General features: G+C 29.5%; 22 protein-coding genes. 7 read left to right on the forward strand and 15 right to left on the reverse strand.

The features are described from left to right. Window positions 1-262: 262 nt before the first annotated feature. Window positions 263-550 (reverse strand): hypothetical protein, encoded by a 288-nt coding sequence (locus CLOBL_RS17940; protein ID WP_077860275.1) that lies wholly within the window; start codon window positions 548-550, stop codon window positions 263-265. A 210-nt stretch (window positions 551-760) separates the two neighbouring features. After that, on the reverse strand, window positions 761-2,341 hold the full coding sequence (locus tag CLOBL_RS17945; protein WP_242953872.1) for a [Fe-Fe] hydrogenase large subunit C-terminal domain-containing protein: 1,581 nt from the start codon (window positions 2,339-2,341) through the stop codon (window positions 761-763). A 141-nt stretch (window positions 2,342-2,482) separates the two neighbouring features. On the opposite strand from CLOBL_RS17945, the gene CLOBL_RS17950 reads away from it, so the two are divergent. The 3 genes from CLOBL_RS17950 (at window position 2,483) to CLOBL_RS17960 (ending at window position 4,515) form a co-directional block, all read left to right on the forward strand. Continuing rightward, window positions 2,483-2,866: a helix-turn-helix transcriptional regulator gene (locus CLOBL_RS17950; protein WP_077860277.1), complete on the forward strand. Its 384-nt coding sequence runs from the start codon at window positions 2,483-2,485 to the stop codon at window positions 2,864-2,866. Between the two features lie 185 nt (window positions 2,867-3,051). Further along, window positions 3,052-3,630 carry an ATP-dependent Clp protease proteolytic subunit gene (locus CLOBL_RS17955; RefSeq protein WP_077860278.1) on the forward strand — a complete coding sequence of 193 codons (579 nt, stop codon included), beginning with the start codon at window positions 3,052-3,054 and terminating at the stop codon, window positions 3,628-3,630. A 111-nt stretch (window positions 3,631-3,741) separates the two neighbouring features. Further along, complete coding sequence (locus tag CLOBL_RS17960; RefSeq protein WP_077860279.1) at window positions 3,742-4,515, forward strand: 3'-5' exonuclease; 774 nt, start codon at window positions 3,742-3,744, stop codon at window positions 4,513-4,515. A gap of 205 nt (window positions 4,516-4,720) precedes the next feature. Here the strand turns inward: CLOBL_RS17960 and CLOBL_RS17965 are convergent, their stop codons facing one another. The 5 genes from CLOBL_RS17965 to CLOBL_RS17985 form a co-directional block, all read right to left on the reverse strand. Further along, window positions 4,721-5,413, reverse strand: coding sequence for a response regulator (locus CLOBL_RS17965; protein WP_077860280.1), 693 nt, complete (start codon window positions 5,411-5,413; stop codon window positions 4,721-4,723). A gap of 4 nt (window positions 5,414-5,417) precedes the next feature. Next, window positions 5,418-6,998 (reverse strand): sensor histidine kinase, encoded by a 1,581-nt coding sequence (locus tag CLOBL_RS17970; RefSeq protein WP_242953873.1) that lies wholly within the window; start codon window positions 6,996-6,998, stop codon window positions 5,418-5,420. Window positions 6,999-7,245: 247 nt separating this feature from the next. Then, window positions 7,246-8,316 (reverse strand): butyrate kinase, encoded by a 1,071-nt coding sequence (gene buk, locus CLOBL_RS17975; RefSeq protein ID WP_077860282.1) that lies wholly within the window; start codon window positions 8,314-8,316, stop codon window positions 7,246-7,248. Window positions 8,317-8,781: 465 nt separating this feature from the next. After that, window positions 8,782-9,756, reverse strand: a complete 975-nt coding sequence (locus CLOBL_RS17980; protein ID WP_077860283.1) for a 2-keto-3-deoxygluconate permease — start codon at window positions 9,754-9,756, stop codon at window positions 8,782-8,784. Between the two features lie 238 nt (window positions 9,757-9,994). Further along, complete coding sequence (locus CLOBL_RS17985; RefSeq protein ID WP_077860284.1) at window positions 9,995-11,167, reverse strand: malic enzyme-like NAD(P)-binding protein; 1,173 nt, start codon at window positions 11,165-11,167, stop codon at window positions 9,995-9,997. Between the two features lie 549 nt (window positions 11,168-11,716). Between CLOBL_RS17985 and CLOBL_RS17990 the strand changes: the two genes are divergently transcribed. After that, window positions 11,717-12,262 carry a DUF6512 family protein gene (locus tag CLOBL_RS17990; protein WP_077860285.1) on the forward strand — a complete coding sequence of 182 codons (546 nt, stop codon included), beginning with the start codon at window positions 11,717-11,719 and terminating at the stop codon, window positions 12,260-12,262. 132 nt (window positions 12,263-12,394) lie between these two features. Here the strand turns inward: CLOBL_RS17990 and CLOBL_RS17995 are convergent, their stop codons facing one another. The 4 genes from CLOBL_RS17995 to CLOBL_RS18010 all read right to left on the reverse strand — a co-directional run bounded on the left by CLOBL_RS17995 (window position 12,395) and on the right by CLOBL_RS18010 (window position 15,477). Then, window positions 12,395-13,048: a VC0807 family protein gene (locus CLOBL_RS17995; RefSeq protein WP_077860286.1), complete on the reverse strand. Its 654-nt coding sequence runs from the start codon at window positions 13,046-13,048 to the stop codon at window positions 12,395-12,397. A 38-nt stretch (window positions 13,049-13,086) separates the two neighbouring features. Further along, complete coding sequence (locus CLOBL_RS18000) at window positions 13,087-13,791, reverse strand: flavodoxin family protein (protein WP_077860287.1); 705 nt, start codon at window positions 13,789-13,791, stop codon at window positions 13,087-13,089. A gap of 21 nt (window positions 13,792-13,812) precedes the next feature. Further along, on the reverse strand, window positions 13,813-14,373 hold the full coding sequence (locus CLOBL_RS18005) for a PadR family transcriptional regulator (RefSeq protein ID WP_077860288.1): 561 nt from the start codon (window positions 14,371-14,373) through the stop codon (window positions 13,813-13,815). A 210-nt stretch (window positions 14,374-14,583) separates the two neighbouring features. Beyond that, window positions 14,584-15,477, reverse strand: a complete 894-nt coding sequence (locus CLOBL_RS18010; protein WP_077860289.1) for a LysR family transcriptional regulator — start codon at window positions 15,475-15,477, stop codon at window positions 14,584-14,586. Window positions 15,478-15,678: 201 nt separating this feature from the next. Between CLOBL_RS18010 and CLOBL_RS18015 the strand changes: the two genes are divergently transcribed. Beyond that, on the forward strand, window positions 15,679-16,275 hold the full coding sequence (locus tag CLOBL_RS18015) for a DJ-1/PfpI family protein (protein ID WP_077860290.1): 597 nt from the start codon (window positions 15,679-15,681) through the stop codon (window positions 16,273-16,275). A 93-nt stretch (window positions 16,276-16,368) separates the two neighbouring features. Here the strand turns inward: CLOBL_RS18015 and CLOBL_RS18020 are convergent, their stop codons facing one another. After that, window positions 16,369-16,959, reverse strand: coding sequence for a TetR/AcrR family transcriptional regulator (locus CLOBL_RS18020; RefSeq protein ID WP_077860291.1), 591 nt, complete (start codon window positions 16,957-16,959; stop codon window positions 16,369-16,371). A 308-nt stretch (window positions 16,960-17,267) separates the two neighbouring features. Here CLOBL_RS18020 and CLOBL_RS18025 point away from each other — a divergent pair, with 308 nt between their 5' ends. Next, entirely contained in the window at window positions 17,268-18,776 is a 1,509-nt protein-coding gene (locus CLOBL_RS18025; RefSeq protein WP_077860292.1) for a PLP-dependent aminotransferase family protein, read from the forward strand. Window positions 18,777-18,894: 118 nt separating this feature from the next. Here CLOBL_RS18025 and CLOBL_RS18030 read toward each other — a convergent pair whose 3' ends face one another. Together CLOBL_RS18030 and CLOBL_RS18035 are read right to left on the reverse strand one after the other, a co-directional pair. Continuing rightward, window positions 18,895-20,235, reverse strand: coding sequence for an FAD-dependent oxidoreductase (locus tag CLOBL_RS18030; RefSeq protein ID WP_077860293.1), 1,341 nt, complete (start codon window positions 20,233-20,235; stop codon window positions 18,895-18,897). Between the two features lie 447 nt (window positions 20,236-20,682). Continuing rightward, the gene (locus CLOBL_RS18035; RefSeq protein WP_077860294.1) at window positions 20,683-21,465 is read right to left on the reverse strand and encodes a Cof-type HAD-IIB family hydrolase; all 783 of its coding nucleotides are present in this window, start codon (window positions 21,463-21,465) and stop codon (window positions 20,683-20,685) included. 186 nt (window positions 21,466-21,651) lie between these two features. Here CLOBL_RS18035 and CLOBL_RS18040 point away from each other — a divergent pair, with 186 nt between their 5' ends. Continuing rightward, window positions 21,652-23,913: a glycoside hydrolase family 3 C-terminal domain-containing protein gene (locus CLOBL_RS18040; protein WP_077860295.1), complete on the forward strand. Its 2,262-nt coding sequence runs from the start codon at window positions 21,652-21,654 to the stop codon at window positions 23,911-23,913. A 266-nt stretch (window positions 23,914-24,179) separates the two neighbouring features. On the opposite strand, the gene CLOBL_RS18045 is transcribed toward CLOBL_RS18040, so the two are convergent. Continuing rightward, window positions 24,180-25,592: a flagellin gene (locus CLOBL_RS18045; protein WP_077860296.1), complete on the reverse strand. Its 1,413-nt coding sequence runs from the start codon at window positions 25,590-25,592 to the stop codon at window positions 24,180-24,182. Window positions 25,593-25,997: the final 405 nt, after the last annotated feature.

The following is a 25,997-nucleotide window of genomic DNA, read 5'->3' on the forward strand; positions in this document are numbered from 1 at the left end:
ATAACAAGTCCACTTGCAAGGCTATTTGGGACTCGTTATTTATTTTCATATGCCTTATTGCTAATTAGTAAATTATATCATATTTTTTCTCTTCAAATTAATTTCCCATATAAATATAATATATATTTAATATGTTTGCATATTATTTAGAATTATTGTGAATTATATTATTGCATAAGTTTTTATATTCCCTACTATTAAATTCAAAAGAGGTAACCATATTACTTTAGTGGTTACCCCCAATTTACAAATAATCAAATTATCAGCTTATCTCATCTATAGTTACTCTTTCATTATATTTATTATTATATTCTCTTATCATTTCAATTAAGAATCTTTTATAATCATCTAACTCATCATCATTATTAATTTTTACATACGTAAACTTTGTTCCATTTTTATGAGTTTTACTGATACTTTTAACTTTAAATCCTTTTTTATATTCTTTAATATATGCTGCTATTATTTTTAGATCAAATAAACGTTTCTCTCTTATTAGTTTCTGAGCATCTAAATCAGAATATGCTATTTCATACTCTAAATTTTTCATCTTTATTTCACCTCCTATAAACTTTTGTATCTTAGACACATTCAATAAAATAACAAGCCCATCTGCCAGCCTATTTTCATGTGCCTTATCATTTCATTTTTATTATCTCCATTGTTTTACTCTATTACTCCTAAGTATCTTTTGTGAACAAAATATTTTCTTAACCTTCAGATTTAACATAGAGAATCAAGACGCAAACTTCTTCATGCTTTAATGTTTTTTCCGCTTTTTAGTATCTTTATTCTTTATATTATTAGATTTATCTGTATAACCTGTGTGAAGCAAATTAATTGATTTTACGCCTCCTGGTTCCCCCATGTAATTTTTGTACATCTCTTGAAGACTATAATTTTCATCTGAAACTCTTTTATCACATGTCCTATCTATGTTTCTTAAAGAATCAATTCTAATTTTTATATAATCTGTGTCTAAAAATTTATTAGCTGCTTTATCAAAGCATTGAACACTTGTGGCCTTAGCTCTGCAAATATTCGCACATAATTTGCAGCCAATACATTTTCTAATATCACCAAAGGCTTCTCCTCTTTCATCAAATTCTCTAGCACTAACAGGACAACTATCTATGCAGGTTCCACAGCTTATGCATAAATCCCCGTCAGTTTTAGCCTTTTTTTCCATTCTTACTGCACCACCACCATTCATACAGCCATCCTTACAAGTCATAACTTCAATAAATAAATATTCTTTCCATTTTTGGCTCTTTAGAAATTTGTCAATTTCTTTTAACCCATTAATTATTGCTACCTTGTACCTTTGACTGCCTAAATTAATATTTGCTTCTTTTATATACTCATATCCAAAAACATTCTCAAAAGCTACATTATCAATTTCAAATACATCACTGTTTAGATAACTGGCAACTGTCCTAATAACAGATCCCATTGCCCCACCACTTATAGCAAAACTTGTTCCTGCTCCTGTGTATTCATTCATAAAAGAAGTGCTCGATTCATCTGCTATAGCTGTTATATCAATTCCATTTTCTTTTAATAACTCACTATATTCCCTTGTAGTTAAAACTGCATCTATATCTTTATAGTTATCTCTTCCCATTTCTGCTTTTTCTGCTTCATATTTTTTAGCGGCACAAGAGTTAACAGAAACAATAAAAATGTTAGTAGGTAAAATATTATAGTTATCAGCAAAATATGTTTTTACACTTGCCCCCATCATTTGCTGTGGAGATTTTGCCGTTGAAATATGTTCTAATATTTCTGGATGAAAAAATTCAGCATAGCGTATCCATGCTGGGCAAAAAGAAGTAAACATAGGCAGTTTTTCTTTACCTGCAATTCTCTTTATTAGCTCAGTTGCTTCTTCAACAACCGTCATATCAGCACCGAATTCAGTATTAAATGCATTTTGGAAACCTAGTTTCCTTGCTGATGGCACTATCTTTCCTTCTACATAAGTTCCTGCAGGAAGCTTGAATTCTTCTCCCAAAGTTGCTTTTACTATAGGAGATGAAATTAAAACTAAATATTTACCACTATTTAGGGCTTCTTTCACTAATTCTACATCATTTCGTACCTTCATAGCTTCAGTTGGGCAAGCTGTAGCACACTGTCCACAATATATGCATCCTGTATCTTCAAAAGTTCCTTGTTTGGGTTCAACTGTTCTTCTTCCAATATCTATTTTCTTTAATATAGATATCTTTGTCTCCTGAGCACATGTAAATGCACAAGCTGTACACCCTATGCATTTTTTCTTATCTATTTGCATAATATTATCTTCTTCAGTTCTATTACTTTTCTTTGACTTTCCCATATAATTCTCCAAAACATTCTTTTTATCACCTTATTACTAACAAGCTGATTATATGAATATTAATGAGCAAAAAAAGACAGGATTTCTATTAATGGTTAATATATAATATAGAAAAAAGCTTAGATAAGGCAGGTATTTAAAATGAATTATGATAAATGCATAAAAAAATCTATTGAGTATATTGAAGACAATTTAAATAAAAAAATTGAATTACAAGAGATTGCAAATAAGGCTTTTTTATCAAAGTATCACTTTCATAGAATTTTTCATGCCACAATTGGAGAATCTGTAGCTGAATATGTACGAAGAAGAAGATTAATAGAAGCCGCTAATGAATTATTAAATACAGAAAATAAAATTATAGATATAGCATTAAATTATCAATTCAGTACTCAAGAATCTTTTACGAAAGCCTTTAAAAAATTTTATGGGATTCCACCTAAAGAATTTAGAAAAAATAGAGCAAATATAACTTTACTACATTCTAAGAAGAAGTCTATAAACACACTTTCTATGGCCGCATAAAGAGCGGTTCATAGTTTAGCCCTTTAGAGTGTCCTGTGGACAATTTAAAGTTTACAGTTACTGAAGAAAAGCTTACAGTTTTTCTATTATTAACCCGACTAAAAACCATTAAATGCAGCAGTTAAAAACTATTAAATACAATAGAAATCAATTTTTATATAAAAATAATTTTTAGGAGTGATTTTATGAGCTATGTGCCAGTGGTAATCGAACAAACAAATCGTGGGGAGCGTTCATATGATATATATTCCAGACTACTTAAAGATAGGATAATTATGCTTAGTGAAGAGGTAACTGATGCAAGCGCAAGTATAATTGTGGCTCAGCTGCTCTTTCTTGAAGCTGATAATCCTGATGCAGATATTAATTTCTATATAAACAGTCCTGGTGGTTCCACAACCGCAGGAATGGCAATATATGATACAATGCAATATATAAAACCAGATGTATCTACAATATGTGTTGGTATAGCAGCAAGTATGGGATCATTCCTACTTACATCAGGTACTCCAGGCAAGAGATTTGCTCTTCCAAATAGCGAAATTCTCATTCACCAGCCATCAGTATATGGCGGTCTTACAGGCAAAGCTACAGATATAAAGATTCATACAGATTGGTTATTAAAAACTAAAGACAAGATAAATAAAATATATAGTGAAAAGACTAAAAAACCAATTGAAACGATAGAAAAAGATATGGAAAGAGATTATTTCATGTCTGCTCAGGAAGCTTTAGACTATGGAATAATAGATAAAATACTCTAATAATAAATTAAATTTCTGATTTATGTATCTATATATTCTCTGCAACTTTGGCTATAATATAACTAGGTTTAATATTTAAACTAGTTTTTTATGAGGCAAGCAGGTGAAAATGTGAATTATATAATATACGATTTAGAATTTAATCAAAAAGATAAAAGGTCTGATGAAAATAACACAGACTTATCAACAAAAAACGTATCTGACCTGCCTTTTGAAATCATTCAAATTGGTGCTTTAAAGTTAGATAATGATTTTCAAACACTTTCTACTTTTAATTCACTAATTAAGCCAACTGTATATAAGTCTATCCATCCTCATGTAGAGAGTTTAACCCAAATTACAGATGAAAAAGTTGCTTTCTGCAGATATTTTCCTGATGTATATGAAGATTTTCTAGAATTTATTGGAGATGGAGAAATAACTTTATGTGTATGGGGTACTGTTGATATTAAAGAATTAATAAGAAATTTAAAATTCTATAACTTTCCTATTTCAAATATTTCTAAATATATTGATGTTCAAAAATATGCTTCAACGCATCTAAAGACCTTAAATAAATCTAGAATTGGTTTAAGAAATGCAATTGAACTTTTGAATATACCTATTAATGGTGAATTCCACGATGCCTTTAATGATGCTTATTATACTGCAGAAATTTTTAAATTTATTTATAATAATGAAATAATTAGACCATCAGTATACACTTCTGCACCTCCAAAGAGAATCTCAAAACCTAAAGAAGATATTGATATGACTTCCTTAATTCATCAGTTTGAAAAGATGTATAATAGAGAAATGACAGAAGAGGAAAAATCAATAATAAAGCTTGCTTATATAATGGGCAAAACCGGACAATTCATCAAAAATGGTGATATACCCCAATAATAAAGTCATTCCCATTTAAATTCTATTTCTATAAAAAATATGGCTAGAAAGCATAAAACTTACCTAGCCTATATACATTTCAATTAAGAATGTACAATTAATAATTCTGATAAAAATCCTTACATAATTTCTTGAATTTATAATCTATAACTATTATTGCAGCATATATATTTCAATAGAACATATTAACCTATGTATATTATAACTATAATTTTAGTTTATATTTATATAATGGTCTTCCTACCTTCCCATATTCAATTATCTTTACTAATTCCCCTTGTTTACTCATATAATCAAGATATTTTCTAACAGTAACTTTTGCTATACCCAGCTTTTCAGATAATTCTTCCGTAGTAAAGTATTCCTCCGTAATATTTTCAAGTTCGTTTGCTATTGCATTATATGTATATTTATTAAACCCTTTTTCAAGGTTAAATTTTGATTCTTCTTCAATTGATTCTTTATTTTTATTACTTAAGATAAGCTTGTCAAGTTCACTTTGTTCAATAGTTTCACTACTATTAAAACTATCAAGCCTTTCCTTAAAAATATCTAATGCTTCATGAAATCTTTCAAAAGTAAAAGGTTTAATTAAGTAATCCACAACCCCATACCTAAAAGCATCTTTTATTCTATCTATGCTCTTATCTGCAGTGATTAATATAACATCTGATAATATTTCATTTTTTCTTAGCCACTTTAAGAGATCTATTCCATTTTCATTTGGAAGAAAAACATCCAAAAGAATCAGATCAACAGTATTATTTTCCAAGAATTCTTTTGCTTCTGAAAGATTGGTAGCGGCTTTTAAAAGTGAAAAACCTTTGACTTTATTTAAAAATTTAGAATTTATCTGTCTAACCATCGGGTCATCTTCAACAATCATAGTCTTAATCATGTATTTAACTCCTTTTCATAGGTATAGATATACTCCATTTAGTTCCCTCATCTACTTTAAAATCAATATTTCCATTAGCTTCATCAATAATCTTCTTTACTATATACATTCCAAAGCCTCTGCTGCCCTCTTTACTAGAGACTCCCATTTGATAAATATTTTCTTCGATACCTTCAGGTATTCCAGGTCCATTGTCTTTTACGATAATCTCCATTTTTTCATTATCTTCAAAAATTTTTATATAAACTTCACCTGTTCCATCATTTTTAACTGCATCTATAGAGTTATCTATCAAATTTCCAACAATCGATACAAGTTCCTCTGAGGTCATATATTCCGGCAATTTAGTTATTCTTGAATTATCATCTATTAATAAGTTAATTCTAGCTTCTTCACATTTACTATACTTAGATAATATTAATGCTGCTAAAGAAACATTCTTTATTTTATCTGATATTATATTTGTTATATTATTTTTGCTTTCTGCTATAACATTTATAAACTTAATTACCTCATCATATTCTTCCAATTGAATAAGTCCTGAAATTGTGTGCAGCTTATTCATGAATTCATGATTTTGAGCTCTAAGAGACCACGCCATTTTTTTAATGCCTGTTAACTCTTCTGCCATCTTACGCACCTCTGTTAAATCTTCAAAGGTTACAACTAATCCTAAGATTTGATTTTTGAAACCTCTAATTATATTATACTTACACATAATATTTAAACCTGGGCGCACTTTTATTTCTACATTCGTCATAGACTTACCACTATTTAACACTGTTAGAGCCATGCTTTCATATGTGAACTCAGTGATAGGTTTTCCTATATCACCTTCTTCTAAATTCAAAATTCTACTAGCTTCTTCATTAAATAAAGTTATAAACCCATTAATGTCCAAAGAAATTATGCCTTCCTTTATGTTTTCGATTACAATCTCTTTCTGCTTTAATACTAACGCTATTTCTTCTGGTTCAAGTCCAAATATTGCCTTTTTTATGTTATACGAAAGAGCAATAGCACCTGAGACTCCTAGAATTAATCCCATTATTATGATAGGGATAAATTTATACATTGCTGCATACACTTCATTATCAAATTTATTGTATAACATTCCCACTGCTACTGCACCTATCTGTTTATTGTCATCATCAAAAATTGGAGCAAAGGCTCTTACAGAAACTCCAAGAGTACCATTTGCTGTTGAAATATATTGTTCCCCAGTTTCTAATACTCTTTCTTCATCTCCACCGGCAAATTTTTCTCCAATATTACTTTTCACTGGATGAGAATATCTTATTCCATTCATGTCCATAACCACTATAAATTCTACATTAGTCTTTAATCTAGCTCTTTCAATTTCATCATTTAACATTTCACTCGAAATATTTTTATTACCCTTTAAATATTCCTTCACCTCATATGTTGATGCAAAAGAATCTGCTATATTTAACATATTTCTATCTATCTGTTCCCTTAGTAATTTTTTCATCTCATTAAATGAAAGTATTGTTATGCTTCCAATTGATATTATCAGAATAACTATTACAAATGATGTTATCTTCTCTTTTAATTTCAATTTCATCACCCTTAATAAAGCATTATATAAATCTTTAGTTTACTTTTTCTTGTCTCAATATTTTTATGATACTATATACTGTTCCTTAATTCTACAGTAAATATAGTAATTTACTTTATATATAATAAATAGCTTGTTCTTCAATGAAAATTTAAAGTCATCTATATTCTTTCACTTATTCCAAATAAAATTATACCTTCAAAATTAAAGAGCGTACTCCTTATAAAGCCGCTCTCTAATATTTAATTTAAAATTACCTATATTCTTTTATTTCCTCTTGACCATCTAAAACTCTAATTACCCCTTCTGCTAAGGCAAGCATTTCATTCTCGCCAGGATAAACTGTTATGGGTGCTATGAATTCTATCTTAGGTCTTAAAAAATCTATCATTATCTTTTCATAAGCAATACCACCAGTTAAAATTATTGCATCTACCTTTCCATCTAGCACTGCTGCTGCCGCTCCTATATCCTTTGCAACTTGATATCCCATGGCATCATGTATTAATTTTGCTTTTGAATCGCCATTTAATATTGCATCTCTTACTACTCTTCCATCATTTGTATCAAGGTAGGCTACAAATCCACCTTTTCCTGTTATCTTCTTTAAAATTTCTTCTAATGTATATTGTCCGCCAAAGCACATTCTGACTAAATCACCAGCTGGAATTCCACCACTTCTTTCAGGTGAAAAAGCTCCCTCACCATCAAGTGCATTATTTACATCAACTATTTTTCCTTTTTTATGTGCACCTACTGAAACTCCGCCTCCCATATGAGCAACTATAAGATTTATATCTTCATAATTCTTAGAATTTTCCTTTGCATATCTCTTCGCTACTGCTTTTTGATTTAATGCATGGAAAATACTCTTTCTCGGGAGCTCAGGTACACCTGAAAATCGTGCAATCGGTTCCATTTCATCTACAACTACTGGATCTACTATAAAAGCTTCTTTTCCAATTGATTTTGCAATTTTATCTGCTATAATTGCCCCAAGATTGGACGCATGCTCCCCTTGTATATTTTCTTTTAAATCTTTTAACATCACATCGTTTACAGCATATGTACCACTGTGTATAGGCTTTAAAAGACCACCTCTTCCAACTATTGCATCTAATTCTCTTACATCTATGCTATTTTTCTTCAGTGCATTTAATATAATGTCTTTTCTAAAATCTTCCTGATCTGCTACGCATTTAAATTTCCCTATTTCCTCTGAAGAATGCCTAAGTGTTTCTTCAAAAACTTCCTTTTCATTTTCATATATTGCTATCTTAGTTGACGTGGATCCTGGGTTTATTATTAATAATTTATAATTCACATCATTTCCTCCCCTTCGGTTTTGTATCGTACTCATTGTATAGTGTTAAACGTTTTTTTTCAAGCAAAATTTTTATCTTTTTGCAAATATTTTTATGGAACATCATTCCACAAATTTCATGGCTTTATTCTTTATATAAACATCTCGTTCATATATTTTACTCATATATGTTATGCTTTCTAATTATTAGTAATCTTTTTGTATAACCTATACTAAAAATCCTATATATTGATGAAAATTTTATAAATTCTCTGAAATAAATACATATATTTCCTTAACAAATCACCATATAAACCTAAGATACAAGTTAGTTATATATGTATACAAATATTGAACATAATTTACTTTGCTCTCAAAATATTGAATAATATACAAGAGAGCGAAGTTTACATGTATTTTAATATTCCTGTTAATAAATTGCAGTTACTATAAGTTAGATATCACTAATACTTGTACTTTCATCTATTATGCTTGTTCTAATACCTTCTCCTGACTTTTCATTTTTCTATTTCTAAGAAATTTAAACACATAAGAAACAATAAATGGACATACTATTGCAGATACTACACATGCTGCTGCAACTTGCGCTGTTGCTATTGTTGCTATTGTTGCTAATGTTGGATCTGCTGCCGCTACAGTTGCTGGTGTCGCTACTGCATTTCCTGCTGTTGATCCTGTCGCAAGTCCAATTATTGGCTCTTCTTTAAATATTTTCAAAAGCATGAAAGCACCTATTCCAGTAAATGCAGCTATTATTCCTAATAATATACCAGGTCCACCTGCTGTTATAATAGTTGAAAGATTCATTCCTGCACCTAATGGGAACGAGAAGAACGGAATTAATAATAACTTACTACTTCCAAGGAATTTTCTCATATCTCCATCAATATTTCCAAGTATCATACCTATTAATATTGGAACTAACACTGCTACAAGTGACATAAACGGAATTTGAGCAAGTCCTGATGCACCTAATGCAACTAATGTAAAAAATGGACCATCCTTTAAAGATAATAAAGCATACGCACCTACATCAGTTTCATCACCATACTGTGAAGCAAGAGATGCATACAATCCACCATTACAATTTGTTAATCCTGCAAGAATTGCAAGTGGTGATAATCCAAGCACCCCGGCAGGACCAAAAACTTTTCCAACAATTATACCTATACCAGCACCTACAATAAATTTTCCTACTATTAACAGGACTCCTTTCTTTAATGCTTTTGGTGCCAATTTAAAATGTATTTGTGAGCCGATTAAAAACATAAAACAAGCTAAAATTGGTGATGATGCTGATGCACTAAATAATGCTGTTGTAAATCCTCCGATTTTTAAAAACTGTGGAAAAAAAGTATTGACTAATACTCCTAGAAAAAGTGGAACAACCATCATACCACCTGGGATTTTATCAAGGGTTTTCTTAATTGGAATTTGCATATTTATACCTCCTAAATCTTATGATCTTAAATATTTGTATTTTAAATTTATAATTTTTTAATTTGTAAAACTCTCTTATAACCTTGTGGGATTCTCTTACTTTCTAATCTCTGTTATCGTCTACATGAATTCTATGTTTGAGCTTATGTAGCTGCAAATCACTTTTATATTAACTGTTTATCAACATATAAGCTCTATATTTTTATTACTAGGATTTGTAGAATTATCAATGTGCTCATTATTTCCTAGCAATTCCGCTTTTTCTTGCTGCTTTAGCAATTGCTTCTGCTACTTTAACAGCAACATTTTTATCTAAAGCACTTGGAATTACGTTATTTTCATTTAACTCTTCAGTTTTTATATAATTAGCAATTGCATATGCAGCAGCAATCTTCATCTCTTCATTTATTTCCTTTGCTCTAACATCTAACGCTCCTCTAAATATTCCTGGAAATGCTAGAACATTATTTATTTGATTTGGAAAATCTGATCGTCCTGTTCCTATGACTTTTGCCCCTGCTGCTTTAGCTTCATCAGGCATTATTTCTGGTGTTGGATTTGCCATTGCAAATATTATTGCATCTCTGTTCATTGATTTAACCATTTCAGCTTTCAATATTCCTGGAGCTGATACTCCTATGAATACATCTGCGTTAACCAAAGCATCTGCAAGACTTCCTTTTATGTTATCTGGATTTGTTATTTCAGCCAAGGCCTCCTTAGCATCATCAATTTTTTCCATTCCTCTATATAAAATCCCTACTTTATCACAAGCAATTAGATTTTTAACTCCTGAAGATAATAATAATTTAGTTATTGCAGTTCCAGCAGCTCCAGCTCCATTTACTACTACTTTTATATCTTCAAGCTTTTTATCTACTACTTTAAGTGCATTTATAACACCTGCAAGTACTACAATTGCTGTTCCATGTTGATCATCGTGGAATACTGGAATATCAACTACTTTTTTTAGTTTCTCTTCAACTTCAAAACATCTTGGAGCTCCAATATCTTCTAAATTTATCCCCCCAAAAGTTGGAGCTATTAATTTAACTACATTTACAATTTCATCAACATCTTTAGTATCTACTAATATAGGAAATGCATCGACATCTGCAAATTCTTTAAATAATATTGCTTTTCCTTCCATTACTGGCATTCCAGCCATTGGCCCTATATCTCCAAGTCCAAGTACTGCTGAACCATCTGTAACTACAGCTACCAAATTACCTTTTGAAGTATATCTGTATACGTTTTCTTCATCTTCATGAATTTTTCTACAAGGTTCTGCAACTCCTGGAGTATATGCAAGACTTAAATCCTCTCTTGTTTCAACCTTAACTCTTGATGTAACTGAAATCTTGCCTTGTTTTTCTTCATGTAACTTTAAACTTTCTTCAAAATAATTCATTTGAAACACTCCTTTTATTTTAAACATTTACATCTTATACATGATATTTTATTATTGCTTGGTGTAAGTAGATGGTATCATTTTATCTGAAAATTTAAAATATTTAGCAACTTTAAAATATATTTTGTAAATTAAAAATACTTTGTATTTATTTTAACAATGTTCTTACTACTTATAAATGCGCATTTTTAAGCTCTATAAACATTCTAAACAATGACCAAAATAATAAACCATTCGAAAAATCGAATGGTTTGTTTAAGTATTTATAATAATAATTTTATTTATATATGTTGCAATAATAAAATTACAATTCAAAAAATCTTATAAGGATTGCAAGTGATATTGCTAATTGTACTTTGTAAAATACTAATTGCAACATATATACTATATTTGATTTTAATAATCACACTCGCCATAATATCTCTTAAGACTAATTTGAGTCCTAAACTATATGCACATTACATATAATTATTTAAAAATATTTATTTTAATTGGTTACAAATCTAACACAAATAAATAATTAATTTTATTGGAGGCATAACTTAAATCATGGAAAACATTCTTATTAATCCAGCTTCTTGGTTCATTCTCGGCATTCCATTCATCTTTATACTTGGTTCTTTAGCACATTTTGCATATAAATGGAGTGGTAAATCAATTATCTTAGGAATTTTCACCCCAGTCAATGAAAGTATCTGGGAACATCTGAAACTTTCCACTTATCCTATCTTTCTTTGGTACTTCTTAGGCTTTGTATTATTAGGAAATAAAGTAAACTTATATAGATGGTATATCTGTTGTATTATTTCAATTATTGTAAGTATGGCTGTTATAATTTCTTTTTACTACACTTATACAGGCGCCTTTGGAATTCATTCATTATTTCTTGACATATTTTCATTATTTTTAGGACTTTCAATTGCTCAATGCTTATCCTTATATATATACAATCATGCTAGATTAACTGCTCTTGACTTTTATTTATCTATTATTATCGGTACATTAGTCATTATTTGTTTTACATTATTTACTCTTAATCCACCTAAATTCCCCATATTTATGGATCCTGAAAGTAAAAAGTACGGAATTAACTAGATAGTACAACAAAAAAGAAAGTATAGATATCTATATTACCTATGCTTTCTCGCTCAAAATAACTCAAACTACTCAAAAATATGACACAGATATATCATTATTAGTATAGCCCTCGAAGTCAATTCTATATAATTATAAGATTTCCATTTCCTTTGATATGCTTTTTCTTTTAGAATACCATTTAGGAAACATAATAGAAAAAGCTATCATAAGAGGAGTTGAAATATTTCCATATGCGGTACTTATAGTATAATAAATACTTACTGAAACAGAATGCAATAATACAATTCTCACTGTTGCTTGGCTAACAGTTAAAACGCCCCATGCTATAGAAAGTAATCTACAAGTTAATTTAAATTTTTTACTGTTTTTTATCTCTCCAGAATCATTTTTTAAATAGCTTTGTTCAATTATTATTTGAATTAATGATCTTTTAAAAAACAAAGATCCAAAGAACATAGCTGCAAGTAAAATATCTTGCACTATTGGAGCTACTAAATAAAAGGTGGTTTTTTGGGAAATAACAGTTCCAATTAAACCTACTCCAGCAAAAGTTGCACTTATTGTAGCAAGAGCATTTAACTCATGATCCTTAATATAATTGATTAAAACTACACCTATGCTCCACCCTCCTGATAAAACTATTCCTTCAAAAGTCATTCCATACCTATCTAATATTGAAAAAATTATAATAGGAATTATAGCACTTATAACGAAATCTTTGTTAAATATATTTTTTAATACTGAATATTTTTTACTTGGATTCTCTTTAGATGGCCCCTCCATAATATATTTCCCCTCTTATCGTAAATTTAGTTTTTTATTTATTTTGCCCAGTTTTCATTGGCATTTTTCACATAAAGTTCAGAATCAATTACTTCCTTATCAAGTATAGCTTGTGTCTCAGCTTTTACGTATCCTAAGTTGATTACCTCTCTTCCAGCATTTCTTAAAGCTGAAAAAAATGGTTCGTATAATTTTTGAAGTTCACTATTAGTCTTTATAGCATTTAATATTCCGCCTTGTCCACACAAAATAGCCGCTGTTAAATTCCCCTTTGTCATAACATTGAAGGTTTCTACTAATCCAGAAAAATTATACTTTCCAGGAAAACCACAATTTGAGATCAACACATTTTTAACAGGATACTCTTTTTCATAGCGTTTAGGATGACTATATTTATCTCCTACTTTAATTATATTTCCTTTAATTAATGGAATTTTACGATCCATAAAATCTTTCATTATGCCAGTAACAGTAAATACATATAACGGTGTAGCATAAACAATTACATCAGCTTCTGATACTTTATCTAATAATTCTTCCATGTCATCTTTATGAATGCATTTTCCTGGAGTTTTTGTCCAGCAGGTAAAACATCCTTCACAATGCTTAATGTCCTTATCCTTTAAGTAAACTGTTTCTGTTTCTGCACCTGCCTCATCACATCCTTTAAGAAATTCTACTAAAAGAACTTCTGTATTCCCTTTTGCTCCTCTTGGACTACCATTTACCGCCAAAACTTTCATTTAAAACACCTCTCAAAAATTTTATAAATTATTTAATGATTTCAATTGTTGTATTGTTTCCTCACACCATCTTATTCTTGCTTCTTCTCCTAGTTTTCCATACATAACGGTGCTTAAATACAATGTTAATTCCTTTTTGTTCATATCCGTTTGTTCAAATTTAAAAAATTTCTCAATTTCTGAATACTTCTTCAGTTCTTCTTCACACTGCTCCTTTAACTTTTCAACTTTTTCAAGAACACTCTTTATTGGGATATCTTTAGATAAAAACATCTTTAATAAAAACTCTGATCTAATTGGATCATTTTCAACCGGAAGCTTAAGCCATTCTTCTAATTCTTCTCTACCTTTTTGTGTAATTGAATATATATTTTTAGAAGGTCGTCCTTCTGTTTGTGTCACTTCTTTTGTTATTAATTCTTCATCTTCCATTTTCTGAAGTACTGGATATATGTGTCCATAATTTTCATTCCAAAAATATCCTATAGACACATCACAGAACTTTTTAATATCATATCCGGATCCAGACATTATATTAAGTACTCCTAATAATGCGTATTTCGTTTTGTTAACCTTTGCCATTTGTACTCACCTCTGATATATTTCACTCTGATATATTGTAAATACATTATATCACTCTGATATATAAATACAATACCTATTTCAATTAAACCTTAAAATTTATTTGTGTTTATTTGTTAAAAAAATTCTATGACTTTTCTTAAATAAAAAAATCCCCATAAGGGATTTTATCCAAAACTTTCAACTTTTACTTCTTAATTTTTAACTATTCTAACTCCATCCATTACAGTTTTCAAAAGTTATTTCAATTAGTTTCTTCATTGCAGTTGATTGATTTTTATTTTTATGATATATAAGTTGAGTTGCATATTTATCAAAGTTTTCATCTAGCTCCATCGTTTTAATACTATTCTCAAATATTTCTTTTTCGACAGCATAGAGAGGAAGAATAGAAATTCCAAGACCATTAATCACACATTTTTTAATAGCTTCTATGCTCGAAAACTCTAAAGTATTTACATACTTTATCTTATTTTGTTTCAAATAATTTTCAAAAGATATTCTAGAACTGCATCCTTTTTCGCTAAATATTACATTTTCTTTTGAAACCTGCTCCTCGGAATTTCTTTTAAAAAATCCTAGATCTGAATTCAGTTCACCGATAATTACCATAGTTTCATCTTTTAAATTTTTAACCTCTAAATTATCATCTCTTACTTCCGGCTCAATTGTAAATACAAGATCAAATTCCCCAGTATATAGCCTTTTTCTTAAATCACTGCAAATTGAATTTTTCAAGATAATATTTACTTTAGGATATTGTCTTTTATATTCCTTTAGTATTTTTCCCAAGCGATATATTGATAAAGATTCACTTGCTCCTATGACTAAATCGCCTGTAACTTGATCTTTTTCATTCGTCATGTCTTTTATTTCTTTATATATCTCGAGCATTTTCTTAGCATGTGGCACTAACTGCCTTCCCATATTAGTAAGAACAATTTTCTTTCCCAAACGATCAAATAAAGCAGTATCAAGTTCATTTTCTAAAAGCTGAATATGTGATGTTATAGTAGATTGAGCATAGCCTAAATTATCTGCTGCTTTCGTAAAACCTCCAAGTTCAACTATAGCAATAAATGTTTGCAGATGTCTGATTTCCAATTTTATCACCTCCATGATATCAATATATTATTATAATATCAGATATTCCGATTATTAACTTCAATCATTTCAATTTTACTGATTGCTTCTTAACTACTATACTAAAAATATAAAAACACATACCTTAAAAATTAATTTTAAAGTGTTAAGATTTTATACACTTGTATTATTAAAAAAACTAAAATAAGGAGATGTCTAGTTATGAAAAAAGTATTATTACTACTTGCAAATGGTTTTGAGGCAGTTGAAGCAAGTGTTTTCACAGATGTTATAGGTTGGAATAGTCTTGAAGGTGATAAAACTACCAATTTAGTAACTGCGGGATTACATGACAAAATAAAATGTACATGGAACTTTACAATAATTCCAGAAATAAATATTAATGATGTTAATATTGATGATTTTGATGCACTTGCGATTCCTGGCGGCTTTGAAGAAGCTGGATTTTATGAAGATGCTTATAATGAAGATTTTTTAAATTTAATTATAGAATTTAATAAGGCAGGAAAAATAATTGCTTCCATTTGTGTTGGTGCTCTTCCAATAGCCAAGAGCGGTATATTATGTGGAAGAAGTGCTACAACTTATAATTCTCCAACTAGCATACGACAAAGACAATTAAAAGAGTTAGGCGTAAATGTTATCTCTGATAAACCAATTGTCGTAGATCAAAATATAATAACATCCTATAACCCATCTACAGCTTTTGACGTTGCTTTTATGCTTTTAGAACTTTTGACTTCTAAAGAAAATTGTAACAATGTAAAAAAATTGATGGGATTTTCAGTAGACTATTAATCTCTATACGATATAAATTTATAAAATAAAGATGCCCTTTAAAATCCATTTTCTACTTTCAAAGGACATCTTAATTAATATTTATTTAGAAATTTAGTTTCCTGTTTCAAGATAATTTTGGTATATTACTATTAAATCTTCTCCCATATTTCTTAGGACATCTTTATTCTTACTTATTCTATAATATACTAAGTTTCCTTCATATATAGCAAATACACGCCTTGCAAGCCTTGCTGCATTTTCTTTAGCTATCCCGGAATTTTCAAGAATGCATGTAAATAAATCAATTAATTTCTTCAAAGAATCATGATAGTGACTTGCAATCTCTGGTTCAAAAAAAGCAAGTTCCTGTCCTAAAGTAATTAATGGGCATCCAAAGTAAACTCCACTTTCTACTCCATTAATCATATCATTCACTAGGTTATTTACAAACTCTTCCCATTGCTTATTTTTTGCTGTATCTGAAATCCACTTTCCTAATTTTTTTTGAAAATAAGCATTAACTTCAATAGCTAATTCTTTTTTACTTTCAAAATGAAAATAGAAAGAACCTTTAGGCAGCTTAGTAATTTTTAGAATATCATTTATTCCTGTTGAGTTATATCCATTTCTAAAAAATAATTCTGCTGCACACTCAATTATTCTGTTTTTTGTTTGTTCACCTTTAGTGATTTTACCAGCCATTTTATACTCCATTCCATAGATATCTAGCTTTTAACTTAAACTTATGTGGTATCTTATCAAAATCACACCAAAGCTTAACTTAAATAGATAATTATTCTATATATAAGTAAAGTTTATAATTTGTTTGTCTATATAAATAGATCTATTTAAATTTATAATTTGTTTTAATGCTAGACTACTTTGTCTGTTTTGTCAATATTTTAACCATATCTAAATTCATATGGTTAAATAAATTAATACACAAACTTATAAAATAATTGTTATAATACTAAATGAGATACTAGCCTTAAGAAAGAGGTGATTTAATATTGATATTTTCTAATCTTATTATAAATGCTGAAGAACCTATTTATCTTCAAATAGAAAGACATATTAAGCAGGGAATTAAAAATGGCGAATTAAAAAAAGATAGTAAACTTCCTTCAACTAGAGAAGTAAGTAAATTTTTAAATATAAGTAGAAATTCCGTTATTTCTGCCTATGAAGAGCTTGAAAGCATGGGTATTATAGTCACTAAAAGAGGTATAGGAACTTTTATCTCAATAGAGGGTGAAAATGAAAGTTATGAATATAATATAGATTTCATCGAAAGAATTAATGACTATGGAAATACATTAAAAGAATTTGATATTATAAAAAGCGAATTACCTTATAAGAAGGGAATGATATCTTTCAAATCCATTTCACCTGAGAGCCATCTTTTTAATCTTGATGATTTTAAGAGGTCCCTTCTGGATGCTTGGACATTTGAAGAAGCAAATTTATTAAATTACGGTTATGCAAAAGGTTATAAGCCATTAATAGATTACTTTTTTGATTATATGAAAGAAAAGCGTGTAAATACATCAAATAAGGATATTTTAATTACCAATGGTTTTACCGAAGCTTTTGACATACTTATCAGTTCATTAACTACTAAAGGCGATATTATTATATGTGAAGAACCTACTCATAATACCGCTTTGAAAATTATGAAAGCTTATAATCTTCAAATTCTTCAAGTAAAAATGGACAAAGAAGGTTTGGATTTAAAAGATCTTGAAAATGCCTTAAGTAAATACGCTCCTAAGTTTGGATATTTGATACCTTCTTATAATAATCCAACAGGAATTGTAACTAAAACTGAACGAAGAAAAGAGATTTATAAATTATTTAGAAAGTATTCTGTGCCTATAATAGAGGATGGTTTTAATGAAGAATTATTATATTCAAGTTCCCCTATTGACCCAATAGCTTCTCTATGTGGAAATGGGAATGGAGTCATTTATATAGGAAGTCTTTCAAAAATTCTATTTCCAGGCCTTAGAATTGGCTGGATCTTAGGTGATGAAAAACTTATAGATGTTTTAGAAAGCGTAAAGCGTGGCCGAAACATTCATTCATCTTTCTTAGATCAAAGTGCTTTTTATTATTATCTTAAAAGTGGTGCCTTCAGCCGATATGTAAAAAATGTTCGAAAATATTATAGAGATAAATATAATCTCGTTATGGAAATGGTTGAGAAATACATACCCTATGACTATATAACTGGCGAAGGAGGCCTCCACATCTTCATAAAACTAAAAAGCAATATAAATGCTCGAGTACTCTTAGATCTTTGTTATAAAGATAATGTACTTTTTATGCCTGGTGATATTTTCTATGAAGACTCAAAAAACATTTTAGAAAATTGTGAAGAAGATTCTCTAAAACATGAAGAAAATAACTTAAGAGGCTCTGATACATTTAGGATTGGTTTTGGAAGAGTAAGTGATGCTGACATAATAAAAGGTATAAAAATAATTGGAGAGAATATCAAACTTCTACAAACGCATTAGATACAGACTTAAAAAATTGACTGACCATCTAATATAGTCAGTCAATTTTCATATCAAAAATAAAATTATATTGGCTCTGCATATGCATAAAATAATTCTTAATTTCTATTTCTCTTTACTATAATTTCTTTAATGCCTGTAATGCTGCTATATTTAATAAGCTCCAAGGTTTATTAAAATGTGGCTGGAAAAAGAAGTCTGTCATAGCGAGTTCTTCTACTGTCATCCTATTCTGAATCACTACTGATAGTGTGTTCATAAACTGTGTTAAATCTAAATTAGAAACTATTTGACCACCCAATATTCTTCTATTATCCCTATCATATATAAGCTTTAACATTGCTTCTTCAAAAGTTGGCATAAACTCTGGTCTGTAATTATCAGTCACAGTAACAGAATCCACATTTAATGATGTAGTATTTTTTGCTACCTCTTCTGTGAGGCCTGTTGATGCTATACATTTTTCATATATCTTAATCCCAGAAGTACCTTGTGTTCCCATGTATCTTAATGTTGGTTTAATTATATTATATGCGATTAAGGTCCCCATTCTAACTGCATTAGTAGCTAAAGGTATATATCTTGTATCATCGGCTGGATTAAACTTAACAACACAGCAATCTCCTGCTGCAAATACATCTTCTCTGCTTGTTTGCATATATTCATCAATCACTATTGCACCGTTATCTAATGTTTTAAGCTTTCCTTTTACAAGAGCAGTACTTGGTGCAAAACCAATACATAATATAACCAAATCTGCTTCATATTCATTATTTTCAGTTACCACATGAGTCACCTTGTTATCTTGGCCTTTGAACAACTTTACTTTCTCACCTAGAACTAAGTTTATTCCTTTTTCTTCAAACTCTTTTTCTGCAATATCTGTAATTTCTTTATCTAGATATTTTGACATTATCCTCTTTTCTGCATCTATTAGAGTTACATTTTTCTCCTGTATTTTAAAAGCTTCTGCAAGTTCAACGCCAATATAACCTGCTCCAATTATCACTACATTCTTTGCATTACTTCGTCTAGATTCTATTTCCTTTGCATGATTATAATTTTTACACAAAAGTATATTTTCCAAATTTCCGCCTTCAAATTTAGGTACTATTGGCCATGATCCTAATGTTAACACCAATTTATCATAGTTATCTTCAAAAACGTCATCAGTTTCTAAATTTTTAACTTTAAGCTTTTTATTATCAAAGTCTATGTCCAAAACATCGTGTTTCATTTTAGTTACAACTCCCATAGAACTTAAATTCTCTGGAGAATTATAAAATAACTTTTCAGTTTCTGTAACTATTCCTCCAATACTTAAAGCTATACCACAAGATAAAAACGATATATTATCATTTCTTTCATAAACTACAATTTCACTATCAGGGTGGAGTTCTTTTAGATTAACTATGGCAGCTGTTCCTGCATGAGTACAGCCAATTACGATAACTTTCATATAATGTCCTCCTTATAATTCATAAAAATTACTTATTAATAATGATTATTCCTCAATTGAATTATACATCTTTATAATAATAATATAAAGATTTTTTATAAAAAATATTAATAAATCTCAATCATTTATCCATAATAAAAATCTCTTAAAATATTATTTAACAAGAAGTATATAAATTACAATTTAAATTTTGTATTATAGAATAATTAAATTTTAAGAAATACCGAAACACTTTAGCAAGCATAATTGTCATACATTTTCATTTGTTAATTGTGCTATATAGTATTGTGTGTTTCTTTCTTTGCTTTAATTCCAATTTTCTTTATCATTTCTCAAATTGCAGTATTTTGTCTTTATCTATTTTCTTTCTAAGAATAATGGTATTGAATCACAAAAAACTATCTAGTAATTTTTAACCAGATAGTTCTTCAATGATCATATAAATACTTATATTAATTTAAACTTCCTTAATCCATTATATATACCGTGATTTTCAATATTGTCCGTCTTATATTCAGCTATTTCAAGAATTTCCGGACTGCTATTTCCCATTGCTATCCCATATTTTACGTACTTAAGCATATCAATATCATTTAAGCTATCACCAAATGCATATGTATCTTCAAGATCTACTCCTAACTGCTTTATTATTGCCTCTATTCCTTTTACTTTTGAAAATCCTTTTGGAACCAATTCAATAAATTTCGGATTATGATAAATACAGTCAAAATCCTTTTCCAAAATTTCATATGCTCTTTTAAAATCACTATACTCCTCTATTCTGCATGTAATTTTATTAAAATGATAATCTACGCCTGTTATTGGCTTTATTTTATCTCCAAATCTTTTCTTAAATGCTTTCACTGAAAATTTATCGCCTTCAGATTCATCATCATCCATATACAAATAATCCTTTCCTTCCAAAACACAAAAAACATTATGATCCTTCAAGATACTTATTACATTATCAGATATTTCTTTTTCTAAATCTATATTATAGACCACATCCCCTTCAAATTCCACGTACGCCCCGCACGCAGCAAGTACTCCATCAAACCCCAAATCAACTAGTTCTTGTGGAATCATAGCTCTTGCTCTTCCTGTTGATATAAAAGCAAGATGCCCATTTTCCTTCAACTCTTTAATAGCTTGTACTGTACTCTCAGGAACCCCTATACTTGGATTATATAAAGTTCCATCTATATCAAAAAATACTGCCTTTCTCTTCATCTTTCCCTCCACATTTTAAAAATTAAATACTCCTTACTATTTATAATACAATAACTCCTATAAAAAATGTAATATATGTTGCTTATTTTTAATAGTATAATAATAAGATTATTTTTTAATTAAATATATGAAATTTAATTTTCAATATATAAATTAAACTACTAAGAAAGATAAGGTGGTACTTGAGTGGATATAAAAAATATAATTAATCAGTTAACTTTAGAAGAAAAAGCATCATTATGTTCTTTGAAAAACTTTTGGGAAACTCAAGATATTCCAAGGCTTGGAGTTCCATCAATAACTTTATCACAAGGACCTTATGGACTTGCTAAACGATTATCTAATTTTTCCGACATTATTCCATCCACTTGTTTTCCTGCATCTTCTGCTTTAGCTTCATCTTGGGATACAGACCTAGCTTATTCTATAGGTAAGGCTATTGCAGAGGAATGCTTAACAGAGGATGTTCAATTGCTTCTTGGACCTGCTATAAATATTCAGCGTGATCCTCTAGATGGTAAAAATTTCGAATATTATTCAGAAGATCCAGTATTAAGTGGTGAATTTGGTGCGGCTTTTATCCAAGGTATTCAAAGTGAAGGCGTAGGTGCTTGTGTAAAATATTATATTGCTGACAATCAAAAATATTACAGGCAAATTATAAATAATATAATTGATGAACAGGCATTAAGAGAAATTTATCTACTTAACTTTAAAATTGCTATCAAAAAAGGAAAACCTGTTGCTGTCATGGCTGCTTCCAATAGTGTAAATGGAATACCTTGTACAGAAAACTCATATTTATTAACTGATGTTCTACGAAATGAATGGAATTTTGATGGACTTATTGCCTCTGACTGGTTTGCAGTAAATTCAATAATAGATGCACTAAACGCAGGTCTAGATTTAGAAACTCCTTATTCTTACGGCCTTCATAATAAAGAAATAGTTGAAGCTGTATTAACTGGTAACTTAGATGTTTCAGTTCTTGATAAAGCAGTCGAAGATATACTAAATGTTATTTTTAAAGTTGCTCCAAGTACAAAAGAATACGCTACATATGACAAAGTAAAACATAATGACTTGGCACGAGAAGCCGCTGAAGATTCTATGGTTCTTCTAAAAAATAAACATAATCTTCTGCCTTTAAAAAGAGAAAAGTTAAAAAACAAGAAAATAGGTATAATTGGTGCATATGCAAAGGAACCATTATATCAAGGTGAAGGCAGCTATCATATTGATCCTACTATGGTTGAAAATGCTTATGATGAAATAACTAAATTAGTTGGTGATTCAATTAAAGTTTATTACGCAAAGGGCTATAATACTTCAGAAGAAAATACAGAGGATGATAATTTTCTTATTAAAGAGGCAAGAAAAGTTGCAAAAGAATCTGATGTTGTTATATTGTTTGTAGGAATTCAAGAACTTAATAATATGAAGGATGCAGATAAGCGAAATGCTAATTTACCTGATAATCAAACAAAATTGATTAAAGAAATCGGTAAACTACAAAAAAATCTTATTTTAGTACTTAGTAACGGTTCTCCTGTTATTATGTCCCAATGGTCTAAATATGCTGATGCTATTTTAGAAACATGGTTTCCTGGCCAAGCGGGTGGTGGTGCCATCGCAGATATTCTATTTGGAGTAGCAACTCCATCTGGAAAGCTTACTTCAACATTTCCAATAAATTTATCAGATAATCCTGCTTATTTAGATTATATAGATTCAGAAAATAACTTGGAATTTAAAGAAGGTATTTTTGTAGGCTATAGATATTATGATAAAAAAGATATAGATGTTGAATATCCTTTTGGATTTGGATTATCTTATACTACCTTTGAGTATAGTGATTTAATATTAAACAAAGACGTAATTAAAGACACTGATACATTAGAAGTAAAACTTAAGATCAAAAATACAGGTAAATGTTTTGGCAAAGAAATCGTTGAACTCTATATAAAAAATCTTATAAGCACTTCTCCAAAACCAGAAAAGGAATTAAAAGCTTTTACTAAAGTAGCTCTTTTCCCTGGAGAAGAAAAAGAAGTAAGCTTTACACTTAACTCAGAAAATTTTTCACATTATGATGTCATCTTACACAATTGGGTTATAGAAAGTGGACCTTATGAGATTTTAATTGGTAAATCTTCTAGAGATATTGTTTTATCTAAAAATATATTTGTTCAATCATCATATGTTTCAAAAATTCTATACACAGAAAATACGCCTGTAGGCGATTTTCTTAATAATTCAAAGTCCAAGCCTATTGTTGACACAGCACTTGCAAATATTGCAAAAGCTGTAATTCCTAACGAGGATGATAGAGATGAATTTTTAGGTTATTTAGATAACATTCCAATAAAGAGATTAATAACCATAAGCAATGGAACCTTTACAGACGAAATGCTGGCTGATATTTTAAAATCAGTTAATGAAATCTAATAATATTGACTTTTGATTGTCTCATCATATCTATTACTGATAATAATTCAAATTAAAAAGTGACTTAGCAGAGTAGGTCGAGAAAATTATCTTCTCGACCTACTACTAATGCAACTATATAAGTTGCGATAATGAATTTATATTACCGTAATTTCAATTTACTTAAATATTAAATATGTATTCTAAAATCTTTAATAAAACTTATTAATAATTAACGTTTAATTTTATAAAAATTATTTCGCTTAAAACATATGAAATAACATAAGTTAGCTTTGCCCCCATAACTTAATTAAATTTAAAATACTTTCAGACATTTTATTAGCCTGGCTCAACATGCTTTCAGATGCCTGTTGAAGGACGCTGTCTTTAGTCATTTCCATGTTTTCTTTTGCCATATCTACGTCCCTTATCCTGCTTTCTGCATTTTGCAAATTTTCAGATGTATTGTCATTTGCTTTAATCGCATGTTCCAATCTGTTTTGATATGCACCAACAACTCCTCTAGATGTCGATACTTTGTTAATTGCACTATCAATTGTAGATATAGCTGACTCTGCATTATCCTGAGTATCTATCAATAAGTTATCAATTCCAAGCTCTTTAGCCGTTACATTTTGTACTTCCACCCTAACATACTGCCCAGCTTCACTACCAACTTGTATATCTGCAAAGAAGAACTTATCTTTTCCTGGCGTCACTTCACCATATACATTTAGATTAAATTCTCCACTACCATTTTGTGGCCAGCTTATATTGGCTTCTGATGGTCTATCGTCATAAATATATAGTTTTGCTCCGACTGCCGCTAACTGCGAATAATGTTCTACAAACGCAGTTGCATTACCTGGTACGCCATTATTAGGAGTAGGTAATCCATCAGAATTTGCCGCCGGATTATATACGAAATTAGATTGACCATATGCTGTTTCCAGTATTTTATTTACCAAATCAGTACCATTTGTAATTGAACTTACATCTACTTCCATAACTGGATTGGTATCATTTAAACGTGACATATCCGGATTACCATCTACAAACTTAATACTATATGCCTTATTACAGGTACAGCAAGTATAATTAACTCCTTTACCCACTAAATTAGCAACATCACTAGCTGAGTTTATATTACTAAAATCAATGCTAGCACTTGCATAATCTACTCCATTATATGTATATTTATCAGTTATTCCTCCACTGGATGTTACATACTGTACATAATTACTTAAAGAATCTGATGGCCCATATTGTCCATCTTTAGTCTTATTACCTGAAAGTAGTGCATATCCATTAAATTCAGTATCATTTGCTAATCTATCTACTTCATTTGTTAATTGTGTCATTTCACCTTGCATCAAGCTTCTATCGTCATCACTATAAATTCCATTAGAAGACTTTACCGCTAATTCCTTACATCTTTGTAATATGCTATGAATTTCGTTCATTCCTCCGTCTGCAGTCTGCAATAATGAAATTCCATCTTGTGAATTTACTGACCCTTGATCTAATCCTCTTATTTGACATCTCATTTTCTCTGATATTGCAAGACCCGCTGCATCATCAGCAGCTCTATTTATTCTATATCCAGAACTTAATTTTTCACTTGATTTTAATAAATTTTCGCTATTAATTCCAAGCATTCTATTTGCATTACTTGCACTAATATTATGTCGTATTATCATTATATGCACTCCTTATGATTATCTTTTCATAAGTAGCTTTTATATTTCCCCCTATTTCAAACTATTTCTAGTTTACTAACATATTGCCTTGGTACAGTAGCAGTACCATCTCCTCAAAATCATAAACTACACTTGCCACTACTTTCTTCTTAATTATATTTACCCATAACTACATTACAACTTAATAATTTCCTTTTAAAGTTATTCTTTTAATTTATCACTAATATGCGTTTATATTTCTTTTATAATATATAATTTCTTTAACAATAACTTATTCCCCTAAATTTCTTCAAATGAATTAAACTTTCTACATTCATTTATATTAAATATAACACATATATTTACATATTTAAAGAAAAAGTTGAATAATTTGTCTTTTAGTCCATAATCTTCAGAATAATTATT

The sequence above is a fragment of the Clostridium sp. BL-8 genome, from assembly GCF_002006495.1.
Taxonomy (GTDB): Bacteria; Bacillota; Clostridia; order Clostridiales; family Clostridiaceae; genus Clostridium.